This window comes from Arsenicicoccus dermatophilus (assembly GCF_022568795.1).
Taxonomy (GTDB): Bacteria; Actinomycetota; Actinomycetes; order Actinomycetales; family Dermatophilaceae; genus Arsenicicoccus; species Arsenicicoccus dermatophilus.
Genome location: NZ_JAKZHU010000001.1, coordinates 2,564,830 through 2,584,938, shown reverse-complemented (window position 1 = coordinate 2,584,938; position 20,109 = coordinate 2,564,830). Strand labels below are relative to the sequence as shown.

At 72.9% G+C, this 20,109-nt stretch carries 16 protein-coding genes; 9 read left to right on the top strand and 7 right to left on the bottom strand.

Annotated features, from left to right (window positions below; genetic code table 11):
• Window positions 1-35: 35 nt before the first annotated feature.
• A complete protein-coding gene (locus MM438_RS11905) occupies window positions 36-1,523 on the bottom strand; it encodes a tyrosine-protein kinase domain-containing protein (protein WP_241452750.1) in 1,488 nt (495 codons plus the stop codon).
• Window positions 1,524-1,716: 193 nt separating this feature from the next.
• Window positions 1,717-2,514: an LCP family protein gene (locus tag MM438_RS11900; protein WP_241452749.1), complete on the bottom strand. Its 798-nt coding sequence runs from the start codon at window positions 2,512-2,514 to the stop codon at window positions 1,717-1,719.
• Window positions 2,515-2,812: 298 nt separating this feature from the next.
• Here MM438_RS11900 and MM438_RS11895 point away from each other — a divergent pair, with 298 nt between their 5' ends.
• A complete protein-coding gene (locus MM438_RS11895) occupies window positions 2,813-3,043 on the top strand; it encodes a hypothetical protein (RefSeq protein WP_241452748.1) in 231 nt (76 codons plus the stop codon).
• 72 nt (window positions 3,044-3,115) lie between these two features.
• On the opposite strand, the gene MM438_RS11890 is transcribed toward MM438_RS11895, so the two are convergent.
• The gene (locus MM438_RS11890) at window positions 3,116-4,345 is read right to left on the bottom strand and encodes a DNA recombination protein RmuC (RefSeq protein ID WP_241452747.1); all 1,230 of its coding nucleotides are present in this window, start codon (window positions 4,343-4,345) and stop codon (window positions 3,116-3,118) included.
• Between the two features lie 110 nt (window positions 4,346-4,455).
• Here MM438_RS11890 and MM438_RS11885 point away from each other — a divergent pair, with 110 nt between their 5' ends.
• The 4 genes from MM438_RS11885 to MM438_RS11870 all read left to right on the top strand — a co-directional run bounded on the left by MM438_RS11885 (window position 4,456) and on the right by MM438_RS11870 (window position 9,821).
• Window positions 4,456-5,589: a metallophosphoesterase gene (locus MM438_RS11885; protein WP_241452746.1), complete on the top strand. Its 1,134-nt coding sequence runs from the start codon at window positions 4,456-4,458 to the stop codon at window positions 5,587-5,589.
• A gap of 109 nt (window positions 5,590-5,698) precedes the next feature.
• Window positions 5,699-6,784 carry a redox-regulated ATPase YchF gene (gene ychF / locus MM438_RS11880; protein ID WP_241452745.1) on the top strand — a complete coding sequence of 362 codons (1,086 nt, stop codon included), beginning with the start codon at window positions 5,699-5,701 and terminating at the stop codon, window positions 6,782-6,784.
• Between the two features lie 320 nt (window positions 6,785-7,104).
• Window positions 7,105-7,368 carry a PIN domain-containing protein gene (locus MM438_RS11875; RefSeq protein WP_241452743.1) on the top strand — a complete coding sequence of 88 codons (264 nt, stop codon included), beginning with the start codon at window positions 7,105-7,107 and terminating at the stop codon, window positions 7,366-7,368.
• Between the two features lie 1,796 nt (window positions 7,369-9,164).
• Window positions 9,165-9,821 (top strand): VC0807 family protein, encoded by a 657-nt coding sequence (locus MM438_RS11870; RefSeq protein WP_241452741.1) that lies wholly within the window; start codon window positions 9,165-9,167, stop codon window positions 9,819-9,821.
• On the opposite strand, the gene MM438_RS11865 is transcribed toward MM438_RS11870, so the two are convergent.
• Together MM438_RS11865 and MM438_RS11860 are read right to left on the bottom strand one after the other, a co-directional pair.
• Window positions 9,793-11,172: an amino acid permease gene (locus tag MM438_RS11865; RefSeq protein WP_241452740.1), complete on the bottom strand. Its 1,380-nt coding sequence runs from the start codon at window positions 11,170-11,172 to the stop codon at window positions 9,793-9,795. The genes MM438_RS11870 and MM438_RS11865 overlap by 29 nt on opposite strands.
• Window positions 11,173-11,390: 218 nt before the next feature.
• Window positions 11,391-13,460 (bottom strand): phosphocholine-specific phospholipase C, encoded by a 2,070-nt coding sequence (locus MM438_RS11860; protein ID WP_241452736.1) that lies wholly within the window; start codon window positions 13,458-13,460, stop codon window positions 11,391-11,393.
• Between the two features lie 198 nt (window positions 13,461-13,658).
• Between MM438_RS11860 and ilvD the strand changes: the two genes are divergently transcribed.
• The 3 genes from ilvD (at window position 13,659) to MM438_RS11845 (ending at window position 16,897) form a co-directional block, all read left to right on the top strand.
• Complete coding sequence (gene ilvD / locus MM438_RS11855) at window positions 13,659-15,515, top strand: dihydroxy-acid dehydratase (RefSeq protein ID WP_241452735.1); 1,857 nt, start codon at window positions 13,659-13,661, stop codon at window positions 15,513-15,515.
• A gap of 237 nt (window positions 15,516-15,752) precedes the next feature.
• Window positions 15,753-16,277, top strand: a complete 525-nt coding sequence (locus MM438_RS11850) for an AMIN-like domain-containing (lipo)protein (protein WP_241452734.1) — start codon at window positions 15,753-15,755, stop codon at window positions 16,275-16,277.
• Between the two features lie 32 nt (window positions 16,278-16,309).
• Window positions 16,310-16,897, top strand: a complete 588-nt coding sequence (locus MM438_RS11845; RefSeq protein ID WP_241452733.1) for an AMIN-like domain-containing (lipo)protein — start codon at window positions 16,310-16,312, stop codon at window positions 16,895-16,897.
• 54 nt (window positions 16,898-16,951) lie between these two features.
• On the opposite strand, the gene MM438_RS11840 is transcribed toward MM438_RS11845, so the two are convergent.
• Window positions 16,952-18,349 (bottom strand): serine hydrolase domain-containing protein, encoded by a 1,398-nt coding sequence (locus MM438_RS11840; RefSeq protein ID WP_241452731.1) that lies wholly within the window; start codon window positions 18,347-18,349, stop codon window positions 16,952-16,954.
• Window positions 18,350-18,394: 45 nt separating this feature from the next.
• Here MM438_RS11840 and MM438_RS11835 point away from each other — a divergent pair, with 45 nt between their 5' ends.
• Window positions 18,395-18,877, top strand: a complete 483-nt coding sequence (locus MM438_RS11835) for a GNAT family N-acetyltransferase (RefSeq protein ID WP_241452730.1) — start codon at window positions 18,395-18,397, stop codon at window positions 18,875-18,877.
• Window positions 18,878-18,993: 116 nt separating this feature from the next.
• Here the strand turns inward: MM438_RS11835 and MM438_RS11830 are convergent, their stop codons facing one another.
• The gene (locus MM438_RS11830; protein ID WP_277627968.1) at window positions 18,994-20,034 is read right to left on the bottom strand and encodes an NAD(P)-dependent alcohol dehydrogenase; all 1,041 of its coding nucleotides are present in this window, start codon (window positions 20,032-20,034) and stop codon (window positions 18,994-18,996) included.
• Window positions 20,035-20,109: the final 75 nt, after the last annotated feature.

Genomic DNA, 20,109 nt, shown 5'->3' with positions numbered 1-20,109 from the left:
GCGGGTCGAGCGGCCGCCGACGGCGGGCGACGCGGTCAGCGGCCGCCGGACCGCCGACGCGACCGACGGTGCGCCGACCGGGTCGTGGCCGTGGCGCCGGCCGTCAGCGGCTGCGGTCGCCCGCGCCCCGCCCACGGGGCCCACCGGCGGCGGCCCGAGAGCGAGCCACCCTCGGGCGCATAGGCATAGCGCTCGCTGTAGTACGAGTAGCCGTCGCTGCCCCTGGTGGGCACCCGGTTGACCACGAGCCCGAGCACACGGGCGTCCACGGTGCCCAGCTGGTCCAGGGCCCGGGCCAGGTCCTCCTTGCGGATCACCCCGGCGCCGACGACCACGACCGCGCCGTCGGCCAGCGTGGACAGGACCGCCGCGTCGGTGACGGGCAGCACCGGGGGCGCGTCGATCACGACATACTCGAAGTCCCGGCGCAGCCGGTCCAGCAGGTCGCGCATCGCGGGGGAGCCGAGCAGCTCGCTGGGGTTGGGCGGGATCGGGCCGGAGCCGAGCACGTGCAGGTTGTCGCCGAAGGGCTGCAGCACGTCCTCCAGGTCGGCCTCGCCGATGAGCACCGACGTCAGGCCGACCGCGCCCTCCAGACCCATGTACTGCAGGAGCCGGGGGCGGCGCAGGTCGCCCTCGATGACGCAGACCTTGGCACCGCTCGCCGCGAGGGTGAGGGCAAGGTTGCCGGTCGTCGTCGACTTGCCCTCGCCGGGCAGCGAGGAGGTCAGCACCAGCACGCGCGGGTGGTTGGCCGCGTCGACGAACTGCAGGTTGGTGCGCAGCGTCCGGAAGGCCTCCGCGCGGGTGCTGTGGGCGTCGCTCTGGACGATGAGCGGGTGCGAGGAGGCGTCGGGGTCGAAGTGGATGCCGCCGATGACCGGATCCTCGGTGACCTCCTTGACCTGACGCTCGCCCTTGATCGAGGTGTCGAGCCGGTCGCGCAGCAGCGCCGCGCCCAGGCCGAGGAGCAGGCCGAGGACCAGCCCGAGGGCCAGGGTGCGCAGCGGGCGTGGGGCGGCCGGGTGGTCGCTCTCGACCGCGGTCTGCAGGATCGACGCTTTGACCGGGCTGTCCTGACCGGCCTTGAGCGACTGCAGCTCCTGGATCGTGGTGGTGAACTGCTCGGCGATCGCGTTGGCGACCCTGGCGGCCTTGGCGCGGTCGTGGTCGGTGACGGTCAGGTCGAGCAGCACCGTGTCCGGGGGAGTCGTCGCCCGCACGTCCTGGGCCAGGTCGGCCCCGGGATCGACACCCAGGGTCCGCCGCACCGGGTCGAGCACCCGCGGGGAGGTGATGACCTCGGCGTAGGTCTTCATCTGCTGCTGGGTGAAGGTGCTGCCCTGCATCAGGTCCGCGCTCGTGCCGGTGTTGGCCGTCGACACGAAGAGCTCGGTCCGGGACTCGTAGCTCTTGGGCGTCAGCGCGACGACCGCCCCCGCGACCAGCGTCGACAGGAGGGTGAGGCCGAGCACGATGCGCCACCGCTTGCGCAGCACGCGCAGATAGTCCTGCAGGTCCACGATCCGCCCCTGTTGCTTTCAGTGAGTGTTTCCGACCAAGATATCGCTCAGAGTTACTTTCGTATGCCGTTCGGCGTATGCCCGCCGCAGGCCCCGCCCCGGCCTGCCCCGGGCCTGCCCCGGGCCTACGGGATACCCCGGACATGGGCGTGCCCCTCCGCAGGGGAGGGGCACGCCCGTCCGGGCGGCGCCGTCACTTCGTGAAGGACTCCATGGAGTCGTGCTGCAGGTGCTGCTGCAGCGCCTGGAAGCGGCCGCGGTTGCTGAGGTAGGTCGTGTGGATCTGCGCGTCCATGAGGCTCTGCATCAGGTCCTCCGCCTCGTTGACGGTGGTGCCGTTGTCGAGGGTGACCTTCTGCGAGGCGAGCTTGGTGAAACGGTCGATGATGATCGGGTTCTTGCTGCCGAGGGCCTTGCCCAGGACGGCCTTCATGAACGTCAGGTGGCGCTGCTCGTCGCGCCGCCCCTTGGCCAGGTCGCCCTCGCGGACATAGGCCAGAGCCGCCGAACCGTCCATCTGGCGACCGTCGATGGTCACGCCACCGACGCCGTCGACCAGGTCACGGATGTCGGACAGGTCCAGCTCGGTGACGTCGTCGATGCGGATGCCGAGGGTGTCCTCGGCCTTGACCACCGCACCGGAGCTGCCCTTGCTCTCGAAGGTCGGCTCCAGCACCTCGCGCGGCAGGATGACCAGGTCGACGCGGCGGCGGTCGGCCGAGATGTGGGCGATGCTGAAGCTGCCGGCGCCGGTGTGGGCGTCGTTGGTCGCCACGACGAGGAGGTTGATCGACTCCCCGGCGGTCGCGAGCTTCGCCTTGTGCGCGGCCGGCATCAGCGAGGCGTGCTTGACGTTGTGGGACACCGTCTGGTGCAGGTGCCAGGCGTAGGCCGGAGGGGCGGCGAGGCCCGCAGCAGCCAGGAGGCCTGCGGGCCACGCGACGGGACGGACCCACCGACGGGGGCTTCGGGGCTGCGTGTTCGTCGACATGGCAAAACTGTAACTACGTGTGACTTACTAGTGACAACAGGTCAGGGGCGGTCTGACCGATCGTGCTGCCCTCTTCCTGCCTCGATGTCGACTTCGGCCGGGATGATTCGGACGTACGGCGTCCGGCGCGGCTCGGCGTTCACCCGTCCGCCACAGAGCCGTTCGGGGGTGGGTCGGTGACCGCTTGTCGACCTACTCGCGGGTAGCAGGGGGATCGTGGCAGCCGGCCACCGCATCCCCCGGCGCGTCCGCCCGCAGGGGAGACTGGGGGGCACTGCCCCCGCCCCAAGGAGACCTCATGTCGCTTCGCCTGTCCCACACCACCTGGGACGCCCTCGACCCGCACACCGTCGCGGAGTTCTGGCGCGAGGACCTCGGGTGGGTCGTCATGGCCGACCCCGAGGGCAACGAGTTGCATCCTGGGCGAGGACTGACCCGCACCCGCACCCGCCCCGCCCCCGCCCGCGCTCGCCGGCGGGGACGCGTCACGTCCCCGCCGGGTCTGCGGGCGGCAGGCTCACCAGCGTGAGGACCGGCGCCAGAGCCGCCCGCTCGGCGGGAGCAGCGGTCGGCGGGAGCAGCCGGTGGGAGGGCGTCGTCGTCAGGCGGAGTCGGCGTCCCGCGTCGGCAGGGCCTCGCGGGCGGGGGAGACCGTGGGGCGGGCGAGCTCCGGGTCGACGGCCGGGCGGGCGACCTCGGCGTCCAGGGCGTCGAGCAGCTCGGCGCTGGTGAGCGGGCGGGGCGCCTGGTCGACGACGTCGAGGGTGGGCGGCGCGGTGGTCACCAGATCGAGCTCGTGCATGCGGCGGGCCGTGACGAGCACGCGGGACTCCAGCGTGCCCACCATCGCGTTGTAGGCCTCCATCGAGCGGGTGAGCTGGGTGCCCAGGCGGGTGGTGTGGCCGGCGAGGGTGCCGATGCGGGCATAGAGCTCCTTGCCCAGGGCGAGCAGCTGCGCGGCGTTGGTCGCGAGCGCGTCCTGCTGCCAGGTGAACGCCACCGTGCGCAGCAGCGCGAGCAGGGTCGCCGGGGAGGTCAGGACCACCCGGCGCGACAGGGCGTCGTCGTACAGCGTCGGGTCGTGCGCCAGGGCCGCCGCGAGCACGGCGTCGGACGGCACGAAGCAGACTGCCATCTCCGGGGTGACCGGGAAGGCCGTCCAGTAGGCCTTGGCCGCGAGGGTGTCGACGTGCCCGCGCAGCGCCGCCGCGTGCCCGCGCAGGTGGGCGGCCCGCTGCGTCTCGTCGAGCGACTCGCCCTGCGCGGCAAGGAACTTGGTGAGCGGCGCCTTGGCATCGATGACCAGCACCTTGCCGCCCGGCAGGCGCACCACGGCGTCGGGGCGGACCGCCGCGTCGTGCTCGGTGACCGCGGCCACCTGCTCGTCGAAGTCGCACCGCGCCAGCAGCCCGGCGTGCTCCAGCAGCCGCCGCAGCCGCGCCTCGCCCCACGCGCCGCGCACGTTGCTCGACTGCAGCGACCCCGCCAGCGAGGCGGTCTGGTCACGCAGCGCCGTCGTGGTCGCCGTGACCTCCTCCAGGCGGGCCCCGAGAGCGCCGTACTGCTGCTGCCGGTCCCGCTCCAGCGTCCCCACCGTGCGCTCCATCCGGGCCAGGGCCTCGCGCATCGGCCCGAGCGTCGCCGCGGTCTGCGAGTCCTCGCCCATCGACGCCTCCAGGTCCACGCAGCGCTCGCGCCACAGGTCCCGCTCGGCCGTCAGCCCGGCGAGCTCCGCGGTGCGCGCCGCTCCCGACCCGCGCAGCGCGAGCCAGGCGACCAGGGCGCCGAGCAGAGCCCCCACGAGCAGACCGACGAGCAGGGTGGTGTCCATGAGGTCAGCCAACCACCCAGCACCGACATACCCCTGCAGGACAGCACAGTTCACGTGCTCGACAGCGCAGGGCCACGCGCCGGTATGCCGGTCTCCCTAGCCTCCTGGCCATGGCCCTCACCCCGCGCCTCGCCGCTGCCGCCACCCTCTCCCTCACCCTCCTCGCCACCCCCGCCGCCACCGCGGCGACCGCCGGCGCGCCTGCCGCCGCCACCTCCCGCGCCACGCTCGTCGGCCCCACCGAGCCCGACGGCGCCTTCCGCGACCCCGCGACCTACGACCTGGCCATCGCCCACATCACCGACACGCAGTACCTCAGCCGTTGCGCGAACTCGATCATGGCCGACCAGGCACGCCGCTGCCAGGCGATCTACGACGGGATGAGCCGCTGGATCGTCGACAACGCCGCCCCCCGCAAGATCGCCTACACCGCCCACACCGGCGACATCGTCGACTCCTACTGGTTCCAGACCCCCAACCTGGCCAAGGGCGAGTTCGCGCACGCCTCGCAGGCGCAGCAGATCCTCGACGACGCGGGCATGCCCAACGGCGTCCTGCCCGGCAACCACGACAACGCCCGCGGCGCCGACGCGTCGCTGTACAACCGCTACTTCGGCCCCGCGCGCTACGAGGCCGCCGGCGCCCGCGCCACGACGCCGTACTACCAGGGCCCCTGGAAGGACGGCGACAACTCCCACCACGTCGACGAGTTCACCGCGGGCGGCGCGAGGTTCGCGGTCGTCTACCTCGGCTACAAGCCCTCCGACGCCGCGCTGGCCTGGGCCGACGAGCAGATCAAGAAGCGCCCTCGCACCAACGTCGTCGTCGCCACGCACGCCTACCTGCAGCCGGGTGCCGCCCCCGCCGGCGAGAACGCCCCGCTGTCCGACGACGGTGCCCGCGTCCGCACGGTCGTCGACGCCAACCCCAACGTCTTCCTCGTCCTCGCCGGCCACGAGCACGGCGTCGGCCGCAACGTGCGCCAGGACGTGGGCACCCCCGGTCACCAGGTCGTCGAGCTGATGGCCGACTACCAGGACTACGACGCGGGCGCGGACGGGCGCGGGCACGCGGGCTTCGTGCGGATGCTCCAGCTCGACGTCAAGCGCGGCGAGCTCACCGTCGACACCTACTCGCCGTCGCTGGACTCCTTCCGCAGCCGCGACTACGACACCAAGGCCGGGCGGCACTACGACGGGAGCGAGGACGAGTTCACCGTCGCCGTCCCCCTGATCAAGGACTGATCCCGCCACGAGCAGGGCGTATGCCGAGGAGCCCCGCCGGGGACCGGCATACGCCCTGCTCTCGTGCTCCCGGCCGGGTGAGCCCCCGCAGCCGATAGACTCGCTCCTCGTGGCTCTGACTATCGGGATCGTGGGACTGCCCAACGTGGGCAAGTCGACCATGTTCAACGCCCTGACCAAGAACAACGTGCTCGCCGCGAACTACCCCTTCGCGACCATCGAGCCCAACGTGGGCGTCGTCCCGCTGCCCGACCCGCGGCTGAAGGTGCTCGCCGGGATCTTCGGCAGCGAGCGGATCCTGCCGGCAACCGTGTCCTTCGTCGACATCGCCGGCATCGTGCGCGGCGCCTCCGAGGGCGAGGGGCTGGGCAACAAGTTCCTCGCCAACATCCGTGAGTCCGACGCGATCTGTCAGGTCATCCGCGCGTTCGCGGACGACGACGTGGTGCACGTCGACGGCAAGGTCTCGCCCAAGGACGACATCGAGACCATCAACACCGAGCTGATCCTCGCCGACCTGCAGACCCTCGAGAAGGCCATCCCGCGGCTGGAGAAGGAGGTCAAGGGCAAGAAGACCGACAAGGCCGTCCTCGACAACGCCCTCGCCGCGCAGAAGGTCCTGGAGGCCGGCGACACGCTCTTCGCCAAGGGTGCCGCGGCCGGCGTCGAGACGGCCGCGATCAAGGAGCTCTTCCTCCTGACCACCAAGCCCTTCATCTACGTCTTCAACGTGGACGAGGACCAGCTCACCGACGAGGCGCTGCAGGCCGAGCTGCGCGAGCTCGTCGCCCCCGCCGACTGCGTCTTCCTCAACGCCAAGCTGGAGATGGACCTCGCCGAGCTCGACGAGGCCGAGGCCGCCGAGCTGCTCGAGTCCGTCGGCGTCACCGAGCCCGGCCTGGACAAGCTGGCGCACACCGGCTTCCACACCCTCGGGCTGCAGACCTACCTCACCGCCGGGCCCAAGGAGTCGCGCGCCTGGACCATCCGCACCGGGTGGACGGCCCCGCAGGCGGCGGGCGTGATCCACACCGACTTCGAGCGCGGCTTCATCAAGGCCGAGGTCGTGTCGTATGACGACCTCGTGGCCGCCGGGTCCATGCAGAAGGCCAAGGAGGCGGGCAAAGTCCGCATCGAGGGCAAGGACTACGTGATGAACGACGGCGACGTGGTCGAGTTCCGCTTCAACGTATGACGTCTGTCGGGGCCTCGCCAAGGCGAGCAACCTCTCACCCTCGCCTTGGCACCAGATCGTACGAACGGTCTCGTGCTGCAGCCCGGAACGGATCATGAACGGCGCCTGATGGGCCCGGAATGGCGAAGGTCCGCCTCGGTGGGTCGATCTCACGCCTGATGCAGCCCCTGGTGCTGCGGTGGTCTCCTGGGTGAGGGCATCGGTCAGCGCGAGCTGCGCAACGACGGTGGCCGCATCATGCGCGAGCTCGACGCGGCCGTCGACCACGGCATCGAGCCTCGTGCCTGAGCCGGGCTCCGCAGGCCATGCTGGGCACGTCGGTGGTCATCGATCTGGACCGCGTTGACGTCGAGGCGCTGCCCCACCAGGTCGCGATGTGCGTCATCACCCTCGCTGAGCTGTCGGCAGGTCCCTCGGCCACGAACGACCTCGCCGAACGTGCCCGGAGACAGGACCGGTTGCAGCGGGTGGAGGCGACCTTCGAGGCGGTCCCGTTCGAGGCCGAGGCTGCGCGAGCCTACGGGCGGGTCCACGCCGCCGTCGTCGCGGGTCGCAAGCCCCGGCCCGGCTCGCCGACCTCCTGATCGCGAGCGTGGCCATCGCCGAGGGGCTGCCGCTCTACACGCGCAACCCCGACGACTTCACCGGCGTGGACGACCTCCTCACGGTCGTCGCCGTCTGAGGGCGCGCGCCCCCTTCCCTCCCGGGAGCGTGTGCGTTCTCAGCCGATTTCGGCGGCATGCGCACACCATCCTGGGGGAGGGTGCGGTCAGGTCGTGGACGAGGGGCCGGGCCGGGCGGTGGGGGCCGAGCTGGTGGGCCCCGTCGACGGTGCCCCCGTCGGGCGTGGGGTCGTCGGGGCCGGCTTCGGGGCCGGTGATGTCGGCGCCGGGGCGGGAGAAGACGTCGGTCGCGGCGCCGGGGACGTCGGCGCGGGGCTGGTCGGCGTGGGGGCCGGTGGCCTGGTGGTGCGGGTCGGAGGCGCAGGCCGGGGCGCGGGCGGACGCGGTGGCGCGGGCGGCCGAGGGCGCGGAGCCGGCCCGGGCTCCGGCCTCCGGGTGGGCCAGGGAGACCGCGCCGGCCCCGGCTGGGGGACGGCCGTGCGAGCCGGGGTCGGCGGGCCAGGTCGGACCGGCCCGTTCGGCCTGGCCGGGGGCAGGTCCGGACGGCCCGGCTGCCCGGTGCCCGGCACGCGCCCGCGATCTGACGGGGCCGCGGGCGTCGGTGGCGCCGCCCCGGGAGCGCCCTGGCCGGGAACGCTGCCGTCGGGAACGGCTGGGGAGGCCGGCGACCCCGTCGTCGTCCCGGGCTCCGCAGGGGTGGGGACGGCGGAGGCGGTGGGTTCCTCGGTGGTGGTGGCGTCGTCCGTCTCGTCCACGGGCGTCTCGGCCGTGGTGGGGCTGACCTGGACCACGGGGGCGGGAGGCGCGGCCTGGTGCTCCGTAGGAGGCTGGAGCGCGCCGACGCCGAGGAGACCGATCGCGGAGGCTGCCCCGACGCCGAGGGCGACCTTGCCCCAGACGGGAACACGGGGGGCCGGGATGACCCCGGGCTCGGCCGTCGGGTGGACGGGCGACAGCACCAGGGCGCCCGGCAGGGGGCTCGGCTCGGGTGGGGAGCTCGTCTCCGGGGACGGCTCTGCCACCGGCTCCGGGCCCGGCTGGGCGCGGGGTGCGGTGACCACGCCGGTGGCCGCCACCTCCGGCGTGGGCTCCTGGACGGGATCCACCGGGTCACCCGGCGGTGGGTCGGCAGGCCGACCCACCGGTGAGGTCGGGGGCCGCCCCGAGAGCGGGACGGCGGGGGTTGTCTGGGTGACGGCCGGGGTGCGAGGGGCCGCCGGGAGCTCGCCACCGGCTGGGGGAGCGGGGCTGGGCTTGTCCGGGGATTCCGGCTGCGCACCCCTCGGGCGACACCGGTCACCCTGGAGGCGCGAGGCCAGACGTGGCAGCTCACGGCGGGCGAGCTGGCCGATCCCCACCGTCATGGCGCCGCCGATCAGCAGAGCCTTGCGGACGTGTCGGGCGCCGCGAGGGACAGGGTGGGGAGACATGGTCCGACCTAGAGGGAGACGACGAGGTGGTCCAACCTTAGGAAACCTGCCCCTGTCGCGTCACCCCGCGCTCGGCGACGGAGCCCCCGCCGCGCCCAGGATCGTGTGCGTTGACCGCCAGAATCCGGCGGTCAACGCACACGATCCTGGATGAGGGGGTGGCTGGTTGTGCTCTGACGATCACCGCGCGTTGACGGTGGGTGGGTCACCTCGACAGACTGCCGCGGTGATCACCAGGGGGACGGCACGACCGGCGGGAGCCTGCCCGCACCACCGCCACCGGAGGATCCTCTCGGTGATGTCGCGCCGACCGGGCTCCTACGCGCGATGGTGCCGATGCTGGTGCTGGACATCACGATTCCGATCATCACCTTCCAGGGGGCCCGCTCCCAGGGTGCCTCGGAGACGACGGCCTACCTCCTCGCCGGGGTCGGGCCGCTGACCGGCATCGCGGGGCACGTGGCCCGGACCCGGCGGGTGGACGTGGTGTCGGCGGTCTTCCTGGGGATGTACCTCGTCTCCGCCGCCCTCGCCGCGGTGCCCGGTGCCGTGGGAAAGCTGTTGCTGCTCAAGGACTGTGCGATCAGCGCAGGCCTGGGCCTGCTGTGCCTGGGGACCCTCGCGCCGCCCGCCCCGAAGCCGCTGATGTTCTACTTCGGGCGGCGGTTCGGCGGGGACGGCAGCGACGCGGACCGGCAGCTGTGGGAGGACCGTTGGGCCACCCTGCCGCGGTTCCGCGCGATGGTGCGCCGGTTGACGGTGCTGTGGGGCGGCGGTTTCCTGGCCGAGGCGGTGATCAAGGTCGTGGTGGCCGAGACGGTGGGTTTCGAGACGGCGTACGTCGTCAACCAGGTCGTGCCCCTCGTGCTGATCGTGGGTCTGGTCCTGGCGACCGTGACCCACGTCCGCCGCGTGGGGGAGGAGGGGGAGTGGCGTCGCGCCCGGGAGGGGGGCGTCAGCGGCGCGCCAGCCGGCTCGAGGTGAGCAGCGCCGCGAGCGCGACGCCGCCCGCCACGATCGCCGGCCGTCCCTCGGGAGTCACCGCGAGCAGCACCAGGATCGCCACCATGAAGGCCATGGCGACCCAGCTCGCCACCGGCCACCCCGGCAGCGCGAACCCGCCGGGGGCCAGCTCGCCGCGCGCGATCTGCCGCCGCATCGCGTGGTGGGCGGCGAGGATCATCAGCCACACGAAGACGGTCGCGAAGCTCGCCACCGAGGCGATCGTCACGAAGACGCCCTGCGGGACGAGCATCACGAGCACCAGGGCCACGGTCAGCGCGATCGCCACGAGCCCCACCGCCGCCCCGGGGACGCCGCGAGAGGTGGTGCGGGCGAAGGACGTCGGGGCGTCACCCTGCTCGGCGAGGCCGTGCACCATCCGGCCGATCGAGAAGGTGATGGCGTTGAGCGCCGAGAAGGCCGCGGTGATCACCACGGCGTTGAGCACGTGCGCCGCGCCGGGCAGCCCCACGGCGTCGAAGATCTGCACGAAGGCGCTGGACCGCCCGTCGATGGCCGACCAGGGACCGAGGCACAGCAGGACGCCGACGGCCCCGACGTAGAACAGCAGCACCCGCCAGGGAATCGTGTTGATGGCCCGCGGGATCGCCGCCCCCGGGTCCTGCGCCTCGGCGGCCGACAGGCCGAGCGTCTCGATCCCGCCGAAGGCGAACGCGACGATCGTCAGCGACACGAGCACGCCCCACAGCCCGTGCGGGGCGAAGCCGCCGTCGCTCCACAGGTTGCTCACGCCAGCCCGCGTGCCGCCGGGGGTGTCGAGCCCGAGGAGCAGGATCGCGACCCCGGCGAGGATCATCGCGATGATCGCCGAGACCTTGATCAGCGACAGCCAGAACTCGGTCTCGCCGAAGACCTTGACGTGGATGAGGTTCAGCCCGGTCACCAGCGCGAGCGCCCCCGCCACCCACACCCAGGCGGGCACCTGCGGCCACCAGTGCCCGAGGTAGGCGGCCAGCGCCGTGGCGTCCGCCGTGGCGACGACCAGCATCTCCAGCACGAACATCCAGCCGGTGACGAAGCCCGCGGTCGGCCCGAGGTAGGTCCGCGCGTACCGGGCGAAGGACCCGGCGCCGGGGTCGCGCACCGCCATCTCGCCGAGTGCCCGCATCACCACGAAGACCGCGAGTCCCGCTGCGAGATAGGCGATCAGCACGGCGGGACCGGCGGTGCGGATGGCGTCGGCGGAGCCGTAGAACAGCCCCGTCCCGATCGCCGACCCCAGCGCGATGAACTGCACGTGCCTCGTGGTCAGCCCTCGCCGGAGCCGGCCGGAGGCGGGCGGTGCGGACGTGGGGGCGGGGGAGCTGGGCACGGCATACCTCTGCGGAGGGGGACGGTCGACTGGTCCGGACCACTCTAGGGTCCGAGGTGCTGACCAGCAGGACCGTCCACGGACCGGGCCGTATGCCGCCCGGCCCGGCCCCGCGCCGTGGCGCGAGACCGGGCCGGGAGCGACCCACGGGCAGCGCCCGCCGGGAGATCGCCAGGCTCGGTGTCCCGGGATCGGCGCCGCAGGCTCTGCCTCGACGCTCAGCGCCCGAGCTGCGGGTCGCTGATGCTCGGGGCGCCGTTCTCCAGGTGGCCGGCCAGGACCCGGCGGAAGCCCGTGCCGGGGACGGTCACGGTGACGTCGTACCACCCACCGGTCGCGCGGGTGTCGACCTGCACCACGCGGGTGCCCCGGCCGCGACCGCCGTGGACGGTGCCCGGGTAGGCCGAGGTGATCTCGACGTCCACGTCCTTGCCCGCCGCGACGGTCAGGCGCACCGTGCCCGAGCGGCCGTCGGTGGACAGGGCCACCTGCACCTGGTCCTTCGCCCGGTCGCCGGCGTAGCTGCGGAAGAAGCCGTTGGGGCCGTGCAGGTCGACGCGGTAGGCGCCCGAGACCGGCAGCTCGGCGACGAGCTGCTTGTGCGACTCGACGGTGTAGGAGTGCGGGTCGCCCGCAGGGGCGAGGATCCGGGCCTGCAAGGTCGCGCCCAGGCGCCCGGCGTTGGTGATCTGCAGCGCGAGCCGCTGCTTCAGCGGCAGCTCCTGCACGTCCAGGGCGTAGCCGATCGGACGGGCCGGGCGCGTGCCGGGCTCCTGGTGCGGCATCGCGCCGACGGCCGGGGGCGCCGGCTTGTAGTCGGGGTGGCGCAGCCGGTCCTGGGGCGCCCAGGACGAGACGTCCATCAGGGCAGGCGCCTTGGCGGGCTTCTTGGCGACGTCGAAGGCGCTGGTCAGGTCCCCGAAGACGGCCCGGCGCCAGGGCGTGATCTGCGGCTCGCGGACCCCGAAGCGGCGCTCCATGAACCGGATGATCGAGGTGTGGTCGAAGGCCTCCGAGCACACCCAGCCGCCGGTGCTGAACGGCGAGACGACGAACATCGGGACGCGGGGGGCGCCGCCGTAGGGTCCTGCGGGGAACTTCGGGTCGCCCGCCTTGCCGGGGAAGAACTCGTTCTCCGTGGACACCGTGGAGGCGCCGGGGATCACCGGGCAGCTCGGCATCGGCGGCACGAGGTGGTCGAAGAAGCCGTCGTTCTCGTCATACGTGATGAACAGTGCGGTGCGGGCCCACAGCTCGGGGTTGCTGGTGAGGACGTCGAGGACCTTGGCGATGTACCACGCGCCGTACGCCGTCGGCCAGTTGCCGTGCTCGCTGAACGCCTCGGGCGCAGCGATGTAGGACACCTGCGGCAGACGCCCGGCCGTGACGTCCTCGCGCAGGATGCGGAAGCAGTCGTCGCCGGTGCGGGCCGTGGTGCCGCGGCGGGCCTTCTCGTAGAGCGCGTCCCCGGGCTTGGCGTTGCGGTAGGAGGTGAAGTACAGCAGCGAGTTGTCGCCGTAGTTGCCGACGTACGGGTCCTGGGTCCAGCCCCAGGAGCCCGTGGCGTCCAGGCCGGTGCCCTCGTCCTGGTAGACCTTCCACGAGACGCCGGCCTGCTCCAGCCGCTCGGGGTAGGTCGTCCAGCCGTAGCCGAGCTCGTCGTTGTAGAGCACCGGCCCGCCGCCCGAGCCGTCGTTGCCGGTCCACCCCGTCCACAGGTAGTAGCGGTTGGGGTCGGTGTTGCCGATGAACGAGCAGTGGTAGGCGTCGCAGACCGTGAACGCGTCGGCCAGCTGGTAGTGGAACGCGGCGTCCTTGCGCTCCAGGTAGGCCATCGTCGTGGTGCCCTTGGCGGGGATCCACCTGTCGTAGCGGCCGCGGTCGACCGCCATCTGGCCGTCCCACCAGCCGTGGGGCAGTCCCTCGAGGAAGGCGTGACCGAGGTCGTCCTTGTCCGGGTGGAAGGGCAGGATCTCCTTGCCGGCCTGGTCCTCCTGGTGCCAGACGTCCTTGCCGCTGGGCAGGATCGCCGGGTGCGGGTCGCCGAAGCCGCGGACGCCGCGCAGCGACGCGAGGTAGTGGTCGAAGCCGCGGTTCTCCTGCACGAGGACGACGACGTGGTCGATGTCCTCGATCGAGCCGTGGCGACGGGAGGCGGGGATGGACGCGGCCCGGGCGATGCTCTCGGACAGCAGGGTCATGGCCGTGGTCGCGCCGGCGACCTGCAGGAACCGGCGACGGTCCAGGTCGGTGACGTGGCGCTCGGGCTGGGTGGGGGGAGTGGGCATGCGGCACCGCCTGGAGGGAGGGGCTGGCTGAGACTGGTGCGGGAAGCCTTGTCCCCCGAGGCGACCGGAGCGTGATGGCGACATGACGGCTGTATGACGGGCGCGTTGCGCCGATGGACGCCCCCGCGCCGACGCGGGGGCGGGCGGTCGCGTGAGACGCCGGGGCCGTCATACGGGCTGGTGGTTAGCCTGGAGGGCATGCCAGCCCTGCGCTCCCGCACCACCACCCACGGCCGTCAGATGGCCGGAGCGCGCGCGCTCTGGCGCGCCACCGGCATGACCGAGGGCGACTTCGGCAAGCCCATCGTCGCGGTCGCCAACTCGTTCACCCAGTTCGTGCCGGGCCACGTCCACCTCAAGGACATGGGACAGCTGGTCTGCGACGCGATCGCCGAGGCCGGGGGTGTGGGCCGCGAGTTCAGCACCATCGCGGTGGACGACGGCATCGCCATGGGGCACCCGGGGATGCTCTACTCCCTGCCGAGCCGCGAGATCATCGCCGACTCGGTGGAGTTCATGGTCAACGCCCACCGGGCCGATGCGCTCGTCTGCATCTCCAACTGCGACAAGATCACCCCCGGCATGCTGCTCGCCGCGCTGCGCCTGGACATCCCCACGGTCTTCGTCAGCGGCGGACCGATGGAGGCGGGCAAGGCGGTCATCGGCCAGGACGTGGTGGCCGGCGTCGCGGGGGAGGAGCGCCGCCTGGACCTGGTCGACGCGATGATCCGCTCGGTCGACGACACCGTCTCCGACGCCGAGATCACCGAGATCGAGCAGTCCGCCTGCCCGACCTGTGGCTCCTGCTCGGGGATGTTCACCGCCAACTCGATGAACTGCCTCACCGAGGCGCTGGGTCTGTCCCTGCCCGGCAACGGGTCGACCCTGGCGACCGCGAGCGCCCGCAAGGGACTCTTCGAGGCCGCCGGGCGACTGGTGGTCGACCTGTGCCGCCAGTGGTACGACGAGGACGACGCGTCGGTGCTGCCGCGGTCGATCGCCACCCGCGAGGCCTTCGCCAACGCGATGCGCCTGGACATCGCGATGGGCGGCTCGACCAACACGATCCTGCACCTGCTGGCCGCGGCCCAGGAGGCGGGCGTGGACTTCGACCAGGACGACGTGGACGCGCTGTCGCGGGTCACGCCCTGCCTGGTCAAGGTGGCACCCAACTCGACGCAGTACTACATGGAGGACGTGCACCGAGCGGGCGGCATCCCCGCGATCCTCGGCGAGCTGCGCCGCGGCGGGATGCTCGACGAGCAGGTGCGGGCGGTCCACTCGCCGTCGCTGGACGCCTGGCTCGCGACCTGGGACATCCGCTCGGGCTCCGCGTCGCCGGAGGCGGTCGAGCTCTTCCACGCGGCGCCGGGCGGGGTGCGGACCACGCAGGCCTTCTCCACCAGCAACCGCTGGGCCTCGCTGGACACCGACCCCGTGGGCGGCTGCATCCGCGCGGTCGAGCACGCCTACACCGCCGAGGGCGGGCTCGCGGTGCTGCACGGCAACCTCGCGCCGGACGGCTGCATCGTCAAGACCGCGGGGGTGCCCGAGCACCAGTGGTCCTTCTCCGGGCCGGCGCGGGTGGCCGAGTCTCAGGAGGACGCGGTGGCGATGATCCTGCGCGGCGACGTGCAGGCCGGGGACGTGGTGGTGGTGCGCTACGAGGGACCCAAGGGCGGCCCGGGCATGCAGGAGATGCTCTATCCCACCAGCTATCTCAAGGGCGTCGGCCTCGGCCCCACGTGCGCGCTCATCACCGACGGCCGCTTCTCCGGCGGCTCGTCGGGGCTGTCCGTCGGGCATGTCTCCCCGGAGGCCGCGTCCGGCGGCCCCATCGGCCTGGTCCGCGACGGCGACGTCATCGAGCTCTCCATCCCCGAGCGGCGGGTGCAGCTGCTCGTCGACGACCCCGAGCTCGAGCGGCGCCGGGTCGAGCAGGACGCCGCCGGGTGGCAGCCGCGCGACCGCGACCGCCCGGTCTCCGACGCGCTGCGGATCTACGCGCGGTTCGCGCAGTCGGCCGACAAGGGCGCGGCCCGCCGCCTCGACTGACGAGACCTCTCGTCGGTCGTCGGATCCGACGACCGGCGGGAGGTGTGCCCGGCGTCCGTGCGCAGGGGTGCCCCTCGCGCGCGCAGCGGGTGACCAGGCCGGACCGGTCAGGACCCGTATGGTCACGCCAGCCGCACAAATGGCTACTGTGAGTCATGGGGCGCGTCTGTCGAGGCGTGTTTCGCTGGTGATCTCAGCGACGCCGGGGGGCGTCGCGCCAGACCCAGGGGGACCCACATGCGCACCACCGCCCGCAGCCTCGGGCTGCTCACCACCTCGCTCCTGCTCGCCGCGGGTGCCGTCGTCGCCGCCCCGGCCACGCCCGCCGAGGCCCGCACCGTCTGCCGCACCGCGGCGTGGGGCACCGGCGACAAGGGGGACTGGCGCGGCGGCGCCGGGTCCTACATGGACGACCGGGTGGTCTACCGCATCGGCCGGCACGCGTGCTTCGACCGGGTGGTCATCGACTACCTCCCGGTGGCGGGGACCGGGCCGGCCATGCGCAGCGTCGGGTATGCCGGGGGCGTGGCCAGGCCACGGGGCGGTCACGCGACGATCTACGTGATGACCCCCGGTGAGATCGACCCCTACACCGTGGTGCCCAAGGGCTACCGCTCGTTGGTCGCCGTGCGGTTGTGCGACCGGCACCGGATGAGCGTCATCTGCATCGAGGTGCGGCGCAAGGTCCCCTACCGGGTGATGGACCTCGCCGGTCCGGGCGCGCACCGCCGCCTCGTCGTCGACGTCGCGCACCGCCGCTGAGGCGCGAGCGACCGGCAAGGACAGGAGCCACCATGCCTCGACCGCAGCTGCACGCCGCGCTGGCGCTCGTCGTCGTCACCGGGGCGGCCTCGCCGGCGACGGCTGACGCCCACCCGACCGGCGCCACCGCACCGGCCGTCGCCTCCCGTCCGACCACCGCGCGGGCCACCTGCCGCCTGGGCTGGACCTCCGGGGAGCAACAGTCGTCGACCCGCGCCGACGGCTACGCCCGCAAGGGCAGGATCGTCGTGCGCACCGGCACCCACCCCTGCTTCGACCGGGTCGTCGTGGAATACCTCCCCAGGCCGGGGCGGACCCCGGTGCGCTGGGCGGCTCGCTACACCGGCCGGACCGCCGTGGACATCGATGACGGGACGGTCCTGCCGATCCGCGGCAAGGCGGTGCTGGCCCTCGTCGTGAGCGGCGAGCCCTTCGGTGGTGGCTCCCAGGTCCTCGCGACGCCCCGGGGCCGCCCCGTGGTGCAGCAGGTCCGGGCGGGTGGCTACATGCGCAGCACGAGCGGTCTGAACATCGGCGTCACCGCCGAGCGGCCCTACCGGGTGCTGGACCTGCCCGGCCCGGGCGGTCGACGCCGGCTCGTCATCGACATCGCCCGCTGAGCCGGCCGGGGTCGCTCCGCGCGGCGACCCCGGCCGGGGCGCGGACGCCGTCGCTCAGCGGGCGAGCCGCACGTGCTCGGCCGTGCGCCGGGCGTACTCCTCCTCGGTCCAGTGGCTCACCCCGGTCACCCGCAGCACCCGGACCGAGCCGGTCTCGTCGCGCTCCACGGTGATCAGCTCGCCGGACCCGCCGTAGGAGTCCTCCGGCTCCACCGCCAGGGTGTCCGCGTCGACCACGTCCAGCTCGTCGTGCGCCTCGACCGGGTCCGGGGCGCCGGGGTCGAGCAGGACCAGCCGGTCCCGCAGCCGCACCACGTCCGCCGTGCCCCACAGCGCCTCGTAGCGCCCGGTGAAGGAGTCCAGGCGCTCGCGGTCGGTCTCCCGCTGCCACGACGCCCGGTCCCGCAGCGCCAGGTCGATCAGGGCGACGATGCCCTGCGCGACCGGCGTGGACCCGCTGCCCAGGCTGTTGCCGAGGACGCTGACGGCGAGCCCGTCCTGCGGGTCGACGTAGGTGCGGGTGATGTGGCCGGGGTAGCCACCGCTGTGCCCGACCAGCGTCCGATCCCCGACCCGGGCGATGATCTCGCCCAGCCCGTAGTGCCCGACCTTGCCCGTCGCCGCGGCGGGCCGCTGCATCGCCCGCTTGCTGCGGTCGGTGAGCAGCCGGTCGTCGCCGAGCACGTGGGCGCTCGCGAAGGCCGTGACGTCCTCGGCGGTCGAGGAGAAGCCCGTGGCCGAGGCCAGCGCACCGGTGCGCACGTGGTCGATGGTCACCCGGCGACCGGCCTCGTCCAAGGGACGCGAGTGGCCTGCGGCGTAGTCACCGAGCCGCGACTCGTCCAGCTCGGCGGCGGTGTCGCGCAGCCCGAGCGGGTCGATCACCAGCGCGCGCAGCGCGTCGGCATACGGCCGGCCGGTCACCTGCTCCACGACCTGTCCGAGGATCCCGTAGCCGATGTTGGAGTACTTGAAGTGCTCGTTGACCTCGAAGGTCCGCCCGTGCCGCGCCACCAGCTCGCGCAGCTGGTCGGCGTCCGGGAAGTCCTTGCCCAGCTGCCACCAGTCGGTGTCGACGCCGTCGCGGATGGTCCCGCCGAGGTGGGCCAGCAGCTCGCGGACCGTCACGTCGGCCAGGGGAGTCTCGGCGTATGCCGGAAGCAGCTGCCCCACCTCGTCGTCCAGCCGCACCCGGCCCTGCTCGCGCAGCCGCATCAGCGCCGTCGCGGTGAACCACTTGGAGTGGCTCGCGATCCGGAACAGGTGCCGCGTCGTGAGCGGCTCGCCCGTCGTCACGTCGGCCACGCCGAAGGCCTCGGACCAGACCAGCTCGCCGCGCACCCGCACGGCCACCTGCAGGCCCGGCTCGCGGCGCACCTGCCGCTGCCGCTCCACCCAGGAGCGCAGGTAGGGGACCAGGTCGGACACGATCTCGGCGGTGAGGGTCGGCATGGGCGGACTCTAGTCGCCGCCGGCCGGACGGCTACCCTCGGGGACGTGAACGTGCGCCGTGCGACCCCCGCCGACATCCCCGAGATCGTCCGTCTCAAGGCCCAGCTCATGGCCACCGGCTGGCCCTGGCCCGTGGACGTCCACGGCGACCCGCAGTGGCGCGAGCGGTGCGCCGCGGCCGCGCAGACCCTCCTGGACAGTCCCTCGTACGCCGCCTTCGTGGTCGCCCGCGACGACGAGACGCCGGGCGCGCCGCTCGCAGGCATGGTGTCCGTCTCGGTGGAGCAGCACCTGCCCGGCCCCGACGGGCCGGGCCTGTCGGCCTACGTCGCGGACATGTCCACCGATCCCGACCTGCGCGGCCGGGGCATCGGCACCCGGCTGCTGGACGCGGCCCTGGTCTGGGCGCGCGAGCACGGCGCCGGGTGGGTGCAGCTGTACGCCACCGAGTCGGGCCGCGGGGTCTACGAGCGGGCGGGCTTCTCCCCGGACGGGCCCTTCCTGCACATGACCCGGTCCGCCGACTGAGTCCGCCCACCGGGTCCACCGACGACGACGCCCCGTCACCCACCGGTGAGGTGGGGACGGGGCGTCGCGCGTGCGGGCGTCCGCGAGGACCCAGGGCACCGGGCCCGGCCGCCTGCTCAGAAGGTCTTGGCGTCGATCACGAAGCGGTAGCGCACGTCGGAGTCGACGACCCGCTCGTAGGCCTCGTTGATCTGGCTCGCCTCGATCATCTCGATCTCGGCCGTGATGCCGTGCTCGGCGCAGAAGTCCAGCATCTCCTGGGTCTCGGCGATGCCGCCGATGCAGGACCCGGCGAGCGCCTTGCGGGCCACGATCAGGCTGAAGGCGGCGACCTCGAGGGGCTTGGACGGGGCACCCAGCTCGACGATCGTGCCGTCGTACCGCAGCAGCGCCAGGTAGTCGTCCATCGGCAGGTTGACCGACACCGTGTTGATGATCAGGTCGAAGCTCCCGGCGACGGCCTTCATCTGCTCGGCGTCCGTGGTGTTGACGTAGTGCTGGGCGCCGAAGCGGGCGGCGTCCTCGCGCTTCTTGTCCGAGTGGGAGAGCACCGTGACGTCGGCGCCCATGGCGACGGCGATCTTGACGCCGACGTGGCCGAGGCCGCCCATGCCGATGATGGCGACCTTGCTGTCCTTGCCGACGCCCCAGTGGCGCAGCGGGGAGTAGAGCGTGATCCCGGCGCACAGCAGCGGGGTGGCGGCGGCCGGGTCGAGACCGTCCGGCACCCGCACGACGAAACGCTCGTCGACGACGACGTGGGTGGAGTAGCCGCCCTGGGTGATCGTGCCGTCGCGGTCGACCGAGCCGTAGGTGCCGGTGTTGCCGGCGAGGCAGTACTGCTCCAGGCCCTCGCGGCAGGCGTCGCAGCCCTGGCAGGAGTTGACCATGCACCCGACGCCGACCCGGTCGCCCTTGGCGTGGCGGGAGACGCCGGAGCCGACCTCGAGGACGCGGCCGACGATCTCGTGGCCGGGGGTGAGGGGATACTTCTGGGCGCCCCACTCGTCGCGCACGGTGTGGATGTCGGAGTGGCAGATGCCCGCGAACTCGATCTCGACGAGGACGTCGTGCTCACCCACGTCCCGGCGCGCGACGGTGGTCTTCTCGAGGGGGGCAGCGGCAGCGGGGGCGGCGTAGGCCGCAACGTCCATCATGGGCCCGACGATAACCCGACCGGGGAGTGCGAGAGACTGTTGTCCTGTCCCTGATCGCCCCGACGAGACCGGTGC

What these genes read in the sequence shown, in the direction of transcription:
- MM438_RS11870 (WP_241452741.1), top strand. Translation starts at nt 9,165, where the DNA reads ATGGTGCCGATGCTGGTGCTGGACATCACGATTCCGATCATCACCTTC.
- MM438_RS11840 (WP_241452731.1), bottom strand. Translation starts at nt 18,349, where the DNA reads ATGCCGACCCTCACCGCCGAGATCGTGTCCGACCTGGTCCCCTACCTG.
- MM438_RS11860 (WP_241452736.1), bottom strand. Translation starts at nt 13,460, where the DNA reads ATGCCCACTCCCCCCACCCAGCCCGAGCGCCACGTCACCGACCTGGAC.
- MM438_RS11900 (WP_241452749.1), bottom strand. Translation starts at nt 2,514, where the DNA reads ATGTCGACGAACACGCAGCCCCGAAGCCCCCGTCGGTGGGTCCGTCCC.
- MM438_RS11885 (WP_241452746.1), top strand. Translation starts at nt 4,456, where the DNA reads ATGGCCCTCACCCCGCGCCTCGCCGCTGCCGCCACCCTCTCCCTCACC.
- MM438_RS11845 (WP_241452733.1), top strand. Translation starts at nt 16,310, where the DNA reads ATGCCTCGACCGCAGCTGCACGCCGCGCTGGCGCTCGTCGTCGTCACC.
- MM438_RS11850 (WP_241452734.1), top strand. Translation starts at nt 15,753, where the DNA reads ATGCGCACCACCGCCCGCAGCCTCGGGCTGCTCACCACCTCGCTCCTG.
- MM438_RS11830 (WP_277627968.1), bottom strand. Translation starts at nt 20,034, where the DNA reads ATGATGGACGTTGCGGCCTACGCCGCCCCCGCTGCCGCTGCCCCCCTC.
- MM438_RS11895 (WP_241452748.1), top strand. Translation starts at nt 2,813, where the DNA reads ATGTCGCTTCGCCTGTCCCACACCACCTGGGACGCCCTCGACCCGCAC.
- MM438_RS11890 (WP_241452747.1), bottom strand. Translation starts at nt 4,345, where the DNA reads ATGGACACCACCCTGCTCGTCGGTCTGCTCGTGGGGGCTCTGCTCGGC.
- ilvD (WP_241452735.1), top strand. Translation starts at nt 13,659, where the DNA reads ATGCCAGCCCTGCGCTCCCGCACCACCACCCACGGCCGTCAGATGGCC.